Raw genomic sequence first — 11,979 nt, forward strand, 5'->3', positions numbered from 1 at the left:
GAGCCGGACCGACCGGCCCTCCCCACCGCTCAACGCAGCAGCCCCGCGTCCATCCCCGCCGACTCGGCCGGCAGGGCCACCAGGCCCAGCTCGGCCGGCGAGGCCAGCCGCGGATGGGCCGGCAGCACCCGGACGGTGTAGCCGAACGGGCCGGTCCGGCAGAGCTCCAGCGAGCCCTCGTACCTCGTCCGCCCGTCGAGGTCCGGCCCGCCGACCGGCTTGAGGGCGAGCAGGCAGGCGTCCGAGATGCCGTCCGACTCGTCCACCCGCCCGGAGACCACCTGCACCTCGACGTCGCCGGGCTCCAGCGCACCGAGCGCGACCTGCACCCGCAGCGCCAGCGAGCTGCCCAGCTCCTGTGCCTCGTCCGGGCACTCCGCCTCGACGTGCTCGACCCGGACGGCCGGCCAGGCCTCCCGGACCCGCGCCTTCCAGCCCGCCAGCTCGCGCGCCCCCGCGTAGGGGACCGTGACTCGCCCGCCCGCCTCACCCGCCGGGCCCGCGGCGGCCGCCGCCAGCTCCCGCTGGGCCAGCGCCGCCGGGGTGTACAGCCGCTCGACGTACTCGCGGACCATCCGCCCGGCCAGCACCTTGGGCCCCAGGGTGACCAGGGTGTGCCGGACCATGGCGATCCAGCGGTGCGGCAGCCCGTCCGCGCCCCGGTCGTAGAACCGGGCGGCCACCTGGTGCTCGATCAGGTCGTACAGCGCGGCGGCCTCGATGTCGTCCCGCCGCTCGGCCTCGCCGCTCTCCGGGTCGAGGGCCCCGCCGGTCTCGTCGGCGGTGGGGATCGCCCAGCCGTTCTGGCCGTCGTACCACTCGTCCCACCAGCCGTCCAGGACGGACAGGTTGAGGCAGCCGTTCAGCGCGGCCTTCATCCCCGAGGTGCCGCAGGCCTCCAGCGGGCGGAGCGGGTTGTTCAGCCAGACGTCGCAGCCCGGGTAGAGGTGGCGGGCCATCGCCATGTCGTAGTCCGGCAGGAAGACGATCCGGTGCCGGACCGCCGGGTCGTCGGCGAAGGCGACCATCTGCTGGATCAGCCGCTTGCCGCCGTCGTCGGCCGGGTGGGCCTTGCCCGCGACCACGATCTGCACCGGCCGGTGCGGGTTCAGCAGCAGGGCGCGCAGCCGCTCCTGGTCGCGCAGCATCAGGGTGAGCCGCTTGTAGGAGGGCACCCGGCGGGCGAACCCGATGGTGAGCACGTCCGGGTCGAGCACCGAGGAGACCCAGCCGAGCTCGGCCTCGCCCGCGCCGCGCTGGCGCCAGGAGGCGCGCAGCCGGTGGCGGGCCTCGTCCACGAGCTGGGCGCGCAGGCTGCGGCGCAGCTCCCAGATCTCGCTGTTGCCGATCCGCTCCAGGCCCGTCCAGCGCTTGGCGTCGCCGGTGGTCATGGCGTCCTCGGCGCGGTCGGCGCCGATCTCGGCCGCGCCGAGCCGGACCACCGCCGGGTCGATCCAGGTCGCCGCGTGGACGCCGTTGGTGACCGAGGTGATCGGTACCTCGGCGGCGTCGAAGCCCGGCCAGAGCCCGTTGAACATGGACCGGCTGACCTCGCCGTGCAGGGTGGAGACGCCGTTGGCGCGCTGGGCGAGCCGCAGGCCCATCGCGGCCATGTTGAAGAGCTTCGGGTCCCCGCCGCGCCAGGTCTCGGCGCCGAGTGCGAGCACCTGGTCGGCCGGGACGCCCGGCAGCGCGGCGTCGCCGCCGAAGTGGCGGGCGACGAGCTCCCGGTCGAAGCGGTCGATGCCGGCCGGGACGGGCGTGTGGGTCGTGAACAGGGTGCCGGCCCGGACGGCCTCCAGGGCGGCGGCGAAGTCCAGTCCCGGCTCGGCCGGGCCGTCGGCGATCAGCTCGCGGATCCGCTCGACGCCGAGGAAGCCGGCGTGGCCCTCGTTGGTGTGGAAGACCTCGGGAGCGGGGTGGCCGGTGAGCCGGCAGTAGGCCCGGACCGCGCGGACGCCGCCGATGCCGAGCAGCATCTCCTGGAGCAGCCGGTGCTCGCTGCCGCCGCCGTACAGGCGGTCGGTGACGTCGCGCTCGGCCGGCGAGTTGGCCTCGATGTCGGAGTCGAGCAGCAGCAGCGGGACGCGCCCGACCTGGGCCCGCCAGACGTGCGCGGCCAGGGTGCGGCCGCCGGGGAGCGCGAGGTCGATCCGGCAGGGGGCGCCGTCACCCTCCCGGAGCAGTGTGACGGCGAGTTCGTCCGGGTCGAGGAGCGGGTAGCGCTCCTGCTGCCAGCCGTCCCGGTTGAGGGACTGCCGGAAGTAGCCGTGCCGGTAGAACAACCCCACGCCGATGAGCGGGACGCCGAGGTCGCTGGCCGCCTTGAGGTGGTCGCCGGCCAGGATGCCGAGCCCGCCGGAGTACTGGGGCAGCGCCGCGGCGATGCCGTACTCGGGTGAGAAGTAGGCGATGGCGGCGGGTTGCGCACCGCCGGCGACCGGTTGGTCGAGGCCGTGCTGGGCGGCCTGGTACCAGCGCGGGCCGGCCAGGTACTCCCGCAGGTCGTCGGCGAGGTCGCCGAGTCTGCGCAGGAACCGGCGGTCGGTGGCGAGCGCGGCGAGCCGGGCGGCCGGGACCTCGCCCAGCAGGCGCACCGGATCCTCGCCGGTCGCCGCCCAGACCTCCGGGTCCACGGACCGGAAGAGGTCCCTGGTCTCGGGGTGCCAGGACCAGCGCAGGTTGAGGGCCAGCTCGTGCAACGGCTGGAGTTGTTCGGGCAGGACGGTGCGGACGGTGAATCTGCGGATTGCCTTCACGGCGTGAAGCGTAGCCCCGGCTCCCGTCATGAGGGTGCGTCAAGCGGGCTATTGGGCCTCCGTTCGGCCTATTGATGAGATCGCATTCGGCGCATTGGGCTGCACAGGGGGCGCGCGAGGCGCGCGTTCCTTCGGATCGCGCTACCAATGCGTGAACACTGCGGAACAGATCCATTTCCACCGGCGGAGCCGCCCCGGACAAAGCCCGAAACTACTGTCGTACCGCTGCAAAAGTCTTGTCGCCGGTGCGACTATGAACCAAGGTCGTGGATGCTGCGGGGAGTGCGGCGACGGGTGGCGCCCTCCTTGAAGCAGCACGTCCGAATCCTTTTCGCGTTGATCGATTCCCAACCTCCTTAGCCCATTCGGCGCTCACCACGCACCGATGCGTGTCCTCCGGCTCGGCCTGCTCGTTCACGGGTGGGTTGGGTCGCCCAGGGGCGTGTCCCGAGAGGCGTGCGCCGGGATGCGCGCGGGCTCTCGGGCGCCCCGCCAGGGGCTCGGCGGGAGCGGGGCAGGTTGCCGGGGACGGCGGCGCGGGCAGGCTTCCGGTCGCACGTCCTCCCCACCCAGCAGTCCTCCCGGTACTCCCCCCGGCCCGCCCGGCCCGCGGGAGCTGCCGCCGATCTCGGGCAGGAGTTTGGCATGCACGGCGACACGCGGGACCAGTCCACACCGGTGGCCGACAGCCACGACGCAGCGGTCGCGGAATCCGCCGGACGGATGGATTCTGACACTCGGACAGACGCGGCGATGCCGGGACCCCGGGGGGCCGGGGCTATCCGTACGGAGCAGACCGAACCGGCCCGACAACCCGGGGCCGAGGAGGACCGGCCGGCGGCACCCCGCAGGCGCACCACCACGCGCCGCACCGCCGCCACCGGCGCCGAGGTCACCGCCACCGGCACCGGTGCCGCCGCCACCGCGAAGGCCGCCCCGGCCCGCACCACCGCGGCGCGCGCGGAGACCGGCCGCAGGCCGGCCGCCCGCAAACCCGCCGCCCGCACGGCCGAGTCCAAGCCCGCCACCCGCAAACCCGCCGCCCGCAAGACGACAGAGAGCGACACCGTGATCGGCCGCATCCCCGTCCTGGACGTCAGCCCCCTCGTCGACGCCGGCCGCCGCCCGGCCAAGGCGGTGGTCGGCGAGACCTTCGCGGTCACCGCCACCGTGTTCCGCGAGGGCCACGACGCGGTGAACGCCAACGTCGTCCTGCGCGACCCGCGCGGCCGCAGCGGCCCGTGGACGCCGATGCGCGAACTCGCCGAGGGCACCGACCGCTGGGGCGCGCACGTCACCCCGACCGCGCCCGGCCGCTGGTCCTACCTGGTGGAGGCGTGGAGCGACCCGCTCGCCACCTGGCGCAAGGTGGCCGCGGTGAAGCTGCCCGCCGGGATCGACACCGCGCTGGTGCTGGAGGAGGGCGCGCTGCTGCTGGAGCGGGCCGCGGGCGGCGTGCCGAAGAAGGAGGGCCGGGCGCACATCCTGGCCGCGGTGGACGCGCTGCGCGACACCGGGCTGCCGCCGCTGTCCCGGCTGGCCGCGGCGCTCGCCCCCGAGGTGCTCGACCTGCTGGGCCGCTACCCGCTGCGCGAACTGGTGAGCGCCTCCCGCCCGCTGCCGCTCCAGGTGGACCGCGAGCGCGCGCTGTACGGCTCCTGGTACGAGTTCTTCCCCCGCTCGGAGGGCGCGGTGGTCGACCCGTCCGGGGTCGAGCCGCCGCGCTCGGGCACCCTGCGCACCGCCGCCGAGCGGCTGCCCGCCGTCGCCGCGATGGGCTTCGACGTGGTCTACCTGCCGCCGGTCCACCCGATCGGGCGAGCCTTCCGCAAGGGCCCGGACAACACCCTGACGGCCGGTCCGCACGACGTCGGCTCGCCCTGGGCGATCGGCTCGCCGGAGGGCGGCCACGACGCCATCCACCCGGACCTCGGCACCATCGAGGACTTCGACCACTTCGTCGCCGAGGCCGAGGCGCTGCACCTGGAGGTGGCCCTGGACTTCGCGCTGCAGTGTTCGCCGGACCACCCCTGGGTGAACAAGCACCCGGAATGGTTCAGCCACCGCGCCGACGGCACCATCGCCTATGCCGAGAACCCGCCGAAGAAGTACCAGGACATCTATCCGATCAACTTCGACCAGGACATGGACGGAATCGTCAAGGAAACGCTCCGCGTCCTCCGGTTCTGGATGACCCACGGCGTGCGGATCTTCCGGGTCGACAACCCGCACACCAAGCCGGTGCTGTTCTGGGAGAAGGTGCTCGCCGACATCGCCCGCACCGACCCGGATGTCGTGTTCCTGGCGGAAGCCTTCACCCGGCCCGCGATGATGCAGACGCTGGGGAAGATCGGTTTCCACCAGTCGTACACGTACTTCACCTGGCGCACCACCAAGCAGGACCTCACCGATTACCTCACCGAGCTCTCCGGTGACGCCGCCGCCTACATGCGGCCGAACTTCTTCGCCAACACCCCGGACATCCTGCACGCCTACCTGCAGACCGGCGGCCGGGCCGCGTTCGCGATCCGCGCCGTGCTGGCCGCCACCCTCTCCCCCAGCTACGGCGTCTACGCCGGCTACGAGCTGTACGAGAACGAGCCGGCCCACCCGGGCTCGGAGGAGTACCTGCACTCCGAGAAGTACGAGCTCCGCCCCCGCGACTGGACCCGCACCGACACCCTCGCCCCGCTGCTCACCGTGCTGAACCGGCTGCGCCGCCGGCACCCCTCGCTCCAGCAGCTGCGCGGCCTGCGCTTCCACCCCACCGACAACGACCAGGTACTCGCCTTCTCCAAGACCGCCACCACGGCCGACGGCCTCACCGACCACGTCGTCACGGTGGTCAACCTCGACCCGCACCACGTCCAGGAGGCCACCGTCACCCTCGACGGGGACGGCCCGTTCGCGGTGCACGACGAGCTCACCGGCGCCGCCTACACCTGGGGCCGGCACAACTACGTCCGGCTCGATCCCTCAGCCGAGCCGGCTCACCTCCTCACGGTTCGGAGGAACCCAGCGTGACAGTGAACGAGCCCGTTCCCGACACCTTCCCCGAGACCTCGAAGAAGAACCTGGACCCGGAGTGGTTCAAGCGTGCGGTCTTCTACGAGGTACTGGTGCGGTCCTTCCAGGACAGCAACGGCGACGGGATCGGGGATCTCAGGGGGCTCACGTCCAAGCTCGACTACCTCCAGTGGCTCGGGGTCGACTGCCTCTGGCTGCCGCCGTTCTTCGCCTCGCCGCTGCGCGACGGCGGGTACGACGTCGCGGACTACAAGTCGGTCCTGCCGGAGTTCGGCGACCTCGCCGACTTCATGGAGTTCGTCGACGCCGCGCACGCCCGCGGCATGCGCGTGGTCATCGACTTCGTCATGAACCACACCAGCGACCAGCACCCCTGGTTCCAGGCCTCCCGGGAGGACCCGGACGGCCCGTACGGCGACTTCTACATGTGGGCCGACGACGACAAGCAGTATCCGGACGCCCGGATCATCTTCGTCGACACCGAGACCTCCAACTGGACCTACGACCCGGTGCGCAAGCAGTACTTCTGGCACCGGTTCTTCTCCCACCAGCCGGACCTCAACTACGACAACCCCCGGGTCCAGGACGAGATGATCGCCGGGCTGCGGTTCTGGCTCGACCTCGGCATCGACGGCTTCCGGCTGGACGCCGTGCCGTACCTGTTCGCCCGCGAGGGCACCAACTGCGAGAACCTGCCGGAGACGCACGAGTTCCTCCAGCGGGTCCGCAAGGAGATCGACGCCAACTACCCCGACACCGTGCTGCTCGCCGAGGCCAACCAGTGGCCGGAGGACGTCGTCGACTACTTCGGCGACTTCGCCTCCGGCGGCGACGAGTGCCACATGGCGTTCCACTTCCCGGTGATGCCGCGCATCTTCATGGCGGTCCGCCGGGAGTCCCGCTACCCGGTGTCGGAGATCCTCGCCAAGACCCCGCGCATCCCGCACGGGTGCCAGTGGGGCATCTTCCTGCGCAACCACGACGAGCTGACCCTGGAGATGGTCACCGACGAGGAGCGCGACTACATGTACGCGGAGTACGCCAAGGACCCCCGGATGCGCGCCAACGTGGGCATCCGCCGCCGGCTCGCCCCGCTCCTGGAGAACGACCGCAACCAGATCGAACTGTTCACCGCCCTGCTGCTCTCCCTGCCGGGCTCCCCGGTGCTCTACTACGGGGACGAGATCGGCATGGGCGACAACATCTGGCTGGGCGACCGGGACGGCGTGCGCACGCCGATGCAGTGGACCCCGGACCGCAACGCGGGTTTCTCGTCCGCCGACCCGGGCAGGCTCAGTCTGCCGCCCATCATGGACCCGGTGTACGGCTACCAGGTGACCAACGTCGAGGCGCAGCAGAGCAGTTCGAGTTCGCTGCTGCACTGGACGCGTCGCATGATCGAGATCCGCAAGCTCAACTCGGCGTTCGGCCTCGGCACGTACACCGAACTGCCCTCCAGCAATCCCGCGGTGCTGGCCTTCGTGCGCGAGCACGAGGGCGACCTGGTCATGTGCGTGAACAACTTCTCGCGGTTCGCGCAGCCGACCGAACTCGACCTGCGGCAGTACGGAGGGCGGTACCCGGTCGAGCTGATCGGCGGGGTGCGCTTCCCCTCGATCGGCGAGTGGCCGTACCTGCTCACCCTCGCCGGGCACGGCTTCTACTGGTTCCAGCTCCGGCAGCCCCCGCGCCTGAGCCGCACCAGGCGATCGAAGTAACGATCCGTCAGGACCGGTCTCACCAAACCCTCCGGGGGCGCGAGAGTTGAACACCCCGCGCCCCCGGAGGTCTCTGCACCACCGCGTACGGAGAACAGCCCAACGGCCACCCACACGAAGGCGTGACACCTGAGCCCCGCTCGCGTGCCGTCGCCGCCGCGCCGCCGAAATCCGGAAGACTGACGGACCCGGCCAGACCCGTCGGGCAGTCCGCCCGCTTCCGGGGAAAGGGAGTCATGTCCGAAACCTCCCGTTCTCAAGCCGATGTGCATCGCGACACCCCCACCGGCTCCGCGCCGGTGGGCACCCGCGGCGCCTCGGCCCGGAGAACCGCCCTGGGGGTCAGCGAACTCGTCCAGGCGGCCCTGCCGCTGATCGCCGAGTGGCTCCCCACCCAGCGCTGGTACGCCGGCAAGGGACGGCCCATCACCGGCCTCACCCCCGTGGTCGGCACCCCGCTCCAGGTCGGCGACCCCGCCCTGCTGCACCTGCTGCTGCGGGTCGAGCACGCCACCACCGCCGGCGCGCCGCACGGGGACATCTACCAGCTGCTGCTCGGCATCCGTTCGGAGGGGCCGGCCGACATCGAGCCGACCGCCGTCCTCGGCCGGCTCAACCAGGGCCCGTACGACGGCGCGGCGCTCTACGACGCGGTGCACGACCCCGAGCTGACCGGGCGGCTGCTGGAGCACCTGGCCACCGGCGACCGGTTCGGCTCGCTGTCGTTCCGCCGCACCCCCGGCTCCGGGCTGCCCACCAACCTCCCCGGGCGCGCCTCCACCGCCGAGCAGTCCAACAGCTCGGTCATCTACGGCACCTCGTACATCCTCAAGCTGTTCCGCCGCATCCACCCCGGCACCAACCCCGACCTGGAGCTCTCGCTGGCGCTCTCGCGGGCCGGCTCCACCCGGATCCCCCGGGTGGCGGCCTGGTTCGAGAGCCGGCTGGAACGCGCCGAGCCGGCCACCCTCGGGCTGCTCCAGCGCTACCTGCCGGAGGCCGAGGACGGCTGGGAGCTGGCCCTGGACCAGGTCGGCCGGCTCAAGGGCGACCCGTCCCCCGGCAACTTCGCGATCGAGGCGCACCGGCTCGGCCGGGCCACCGCCGAGGTCCACCGGGTGCTGGCCCGCTCGATGCCGGTGGCCCGGCTGGACCGCACCCAGACCCGGCAGCTGGCCACCGCGATGGCCGACCGCCTCGACAGCGCGGTGGCCGCCGTGCCCGGGCTGCTCCGCTACCGGGCCGCCCTGCGCACCGCCTTCCAGCAGCTCGCCGACGCCCACCCCGACGGCATGCCGGTCCAGCGGATCCACGGCGACCTCCACCTCGGGCAGGCCATGCGCACCCCGCACGGCTGGGTGCTGCTGGACTTCGAGGGAGAGCCGGCCAAGTCCGTCGCCGAGCGGCGCGAACCGCAGACCGCGCTGCGGGATGTCGCCGCGATGCTCCGCTCCTTCGACTACGCGGCCGCCCACCTGCTGGCCGGCGCGCCGCCCGACCCCGAGCTGGCCCACCTCGCCGCCGCCTGGGCGCAGCGCAACCGGACCGCGTTCTGCGCCGGCTACACCGCCGGCGGCGGCACCGACCCGGCCGCCTCGCCCGAGCTGATGCGCGCCCTGGAGATCGACAAGGCGGTGTACGAGGTGGTGTACGAGGCCCGCCACCGGCCCGGCTGGCTGCCGATCCCGCTGGCCGCGATCAACCGGCTGGCCCTGACCGTCTGAAGGCCCACCGCCCGACCTGCTCCACGCCCGCCCCCGGCGAACGCCCGCCCCGCCACCGACGCCCCCGGCCACCCCGACTCCGCAGGAGGACCACGCCGTGACGCCGCTCGACCCGCCCGGCCGCACCACCCGTACCGTGCCTGCCACCTTCCTGGCGGGCCCGGACTCCCCCCAGCGCGAGCCCGCGGCGGCGGCCCGGCGGGCCGAACCGCGCCCCCCGGCGTCCGACGCCGCCCCCGACGGCCCGCCCGCCGTCCCGTCCGCGCTGCGGCTACCCGAGGCGCCGCTGCCGCCGGCCGAGGTGGACCGGCTGGTCGCCGGCCTGCACCACGACCCGCACGGCCTGCTCGGCGCCCACCCGGTGCACGGCGGCACCGCGATCCGGGTGCTGCGCCCCTTCGCCGAGCGGGTGGTGGTGGAGACCGCGCAAGGCCCGGCCGAGCTCACCCATCAGCAGAACGGCCTCTTCACCGGTCTGCTGGCCGCCGCCGAGGTGCCGGACTACCGGCTGCTGGTGACGTACCCCGGCGGCGAGCCGCTGCGGCAGCACGACGGGTACCGCACCGCGCCCACCCTCGGCGAGCTGGACCTGCACCTGATCTCCGAGGGCCGGCACGAGCAGCTCTGGCAGGCGCTCGGTTCGCACGTGCGCACCGTCGACGGGGTGTCCGGCACCGCCTTCGCGGTCTGGGCGCCGAACGCGGTGGGCGTCCGGCTGATCGGCGACTTCAACCACTGGGACGGCACCGCGCACCCGATGCGCTCGCTCGGCTCCTCCGGGGTCTGGGAGCTGTTCGTGCCGGGCCTGGCCGAGGGCACCCAGTACAAGTACGAGCTCCACACCCGGCAGGGCTGGGTGCTCGACAAGGCCGACCCGCTGGCCCGGGCCGCGCAGTGCCCGCCGGGCACCGCCTCGGTCGTCACCTCCTCCGCCTACCGCTGGCAGGACGGCGAGTGGATGGCCCGCCGGGCCCGCGCCGCGCACCACCGGGCGCCGATGTCGGTGTACGAGCTGCACCTGCCGTCCTGGCGGCCCGACCTCACCACCTACCGGGCGATCGCCGAGGAACTCCCCCGGTACCTCAAGGAGTTGAACTTCACCCACGTGGAGTTCATGCCCGTGATGGAACACCCGTTCGGCGGCTCCTGGGGCTACCAGGTGTCCGGTTACTACGCCCCCACCGCCCGGCTCGGCAGCCCGGACGACTTCCGCCACCTGGTCGACACCCTGCACCGGCACGGCATCGGGGTGATCGTCGACTGGGTGCCCGCGCACTTCCCCAAGGACGACTTCGCGCTCGCCCGCTTCGACGGCGAGCCGCTGTACGAGCCGGCCGACCCGCTGCGCGCCGAGCACCCCGACTGGGGCACCCTGGAGTTCGACTACGGCCGGACCGAGGTGCGCAACTTCCTGGTCGCCAACGCGGTGTACTGGTGCGAGGAGTTCCACATCGACGGCCTGCGGGTGGACGCCGTCGCCTCGATGCTCTACCTCGACTACTCCCGCGAGGGCGGCGCCTGGACGCCCAACCAGCACGGCGGCCGGGAGAACCTGGACGCGGCCGCGTTCCTCCAGGAGATGAACGCCACCGTCTACCGGCGCTGCCCCGGCGTGGTCACCATCGCCGAGGAGTCCACCGCCTGGAACGGCGTCACCCGCCCCACCGACAGCGGCGGCCTGGGCTTCGGCCTGAAGTGGAACATGGGCTGGATGCACGACTCGCTGGTCTACATGTCCAAGGAGCCGGTGCACCGCAAGTACCACCACAACGAGATCACCTTCTCGATGGTGTACGCCTACTCCGAGAACTACGTCCTGCCGATCTCGCACGACGAGGTGGTGCACGGCAAGCAGGCGCTGGTCTCCAAGATGCCCGGCGACTGGTGGCAGCAGCGCGCCAACCACCGCGCGTACCTCGGCTTCATGTGGGCCCACCCGGGCAAGCAGCTCCTGTTCATGGGGCAGGAGTTCGCCCAGGGCGCGGAGTGGGACCACGAGCAGGGCCCGCAGTGGTGGGTGCTCGACGAGCAGACGTGGCCGGCCGCCGAGGAGCACCTCGGGGTCCGCCGCCTGGTCCGCGACCTCAACCGCCGCTACCTCGACGCCCCGGCGCTCTGGGAGCAGGACACCACCCCGGACGGCTTCCGCTGGCTGGACGGCGGCGCGGCCGAGGACAACCTGCTCTCCTTCGTCCGGTACGCCGCCGACGGCACCCCGCTGGTCGCCGTCTGCAACTTCTCCCCCGTCGTCCGGCACGGCCACCGGGTCGGCCTGCCCGCCCTCGACGGCCGCGAGCAGCTCTGGGAGGAGGTGCTGAACACCGACGCCGAGACCTACGGCGGCGCCGGGATCGGCAACTCCCACCCGGTGAAGGCCGAGTCCGTCCCCTGGAACGACCAGCCCCGCAGTGCCGAACTGGTGCTGCCCCCGCTCGCCACCCTCTGGCTCCGCCCGGCCTGACCCGGGCCGCGGCCGGTGCCGGGGCGCGGCTCCGGCACCGGCCGCTCCCGGGGGCGTGCCCGGCCGGTCAGAGCGGAGCGGAGACCGGGAAACCGAGCCCGATCACGGTTCTCCACCAGCAGGTCCGAGAGGCTGCCGACCCCCGGCAGCAGGTCGAGGTCGAGCTCCGGCATGCCGTGCTCGACGGGCGGGGTCACCTCGCCGGCCGCGACCATCCGTTCGAGGACGCCTGCCGGCGCCACCTCCGGCACCATTCCCTCCGCACCCGTGTCCGCCGGACCTCCGCCCCT

5 protein-coding genes are annotated in these 11,979 nt (G+C 72.9%); 4 read left to right on the forward strand and 1 reads right to left on the reverse strand.

The window, feature by feature from the left end; genetic code table 11:
• Positions 1 to 29: 29 nt before the first annotated feature.
• Positions 30 to 2,759, reverse strand: a complete 2,730-nt coding sequence (gene glgP / locus ACWDRR_RS13400) for an alpha-glucan family phosphorylase (RefSeq protein WP_449772305.1) — start codon at positions 2,757 to 2,759, stop codon at positions 30 to 32.
• Between the two features lie 1,068 nt (positions 2,760 to 3,827).
• On the opposite strand from glgP, the gene ACWDRR_RS13405 reads away from it, so the two are divergent.
• From ACWDRR_RS13405 to glgB, 4 genes are all read left to right on the forward strand, one after another.
• On the forward strand, positions 3,828 to 5,783 hold the full coding sequence (locus tag ACWDRR_RS13405; RefSeq protein ID WP_449772389.1) for an alpha-1,4-glucan--maltose-1-phosphate maltosyltransferase: 1,956 nt from the start codon (positions 3,828 to 3,830) through the stop codon (positions 5,781 to 5,783).
• The gene (gene treS, locus ACWDRR_RS13410; protein WP_449772306.1) at positions 5,780 to 7,504 is read left to right on the forward strand and encodes a maltose alpha-D-glucosyltransferase; all 1,725 of its coding nucleotides are present in this window, start codon (positions 5,780 to 5,782) and stop codon (positions 7,502 to 7,504) included. The genes ACWDRR_RS13405 and treS overlap by 4 nt, the downstream gene beginning before the upstream one ends.
• Positions 7,505 to 7,740: 236 nt before the next feature.
• Positions 7,741 to 9,228 carry a maltokinase N-terminal cap-like domain-containing protein gene (locus ACWDRR_RS13415; RefSeq protein ID WP_449772307.1) on the forward strand — a complete coding sequence of 496 codons (1,488 nt, stop codon included), beginning with the start codon at positions 7,741 to 7,743 and terminating at the stop codon, positions 9,226 to 9,228.
• A gap of 97 nt (positions 9,229 to 9,325) precedes the next feature.
• Entirely contained in the window at positions 9,326 to 11,689 is a 2,364-nt protein-coding gene (gene glgB / locus ACWDRR_RS13420) for a 1,4-alpha-glucan branching protein GlgB (RefSeq protein WP_449772308.1), read from the forward strand.
• The last annotated feature ends 290 nt before the right edge of the window (positions 11,690 to 11,979 follow it).

The sequence above is a fragment of the Kitasatospora sp. NPDC003701 genome (genome assembly GCF_053587085.1).

Bases quoted from the DNA above. Each gene is read 5' to 3' on its own strand.
- ACWDRR_RS13415 (WP_449772307.1), top strand. From the start codon at position 7,741: ATGTCCGAAACCTCCCGTTCTCAAGCCGATGTGCATCGCGACACCCCC.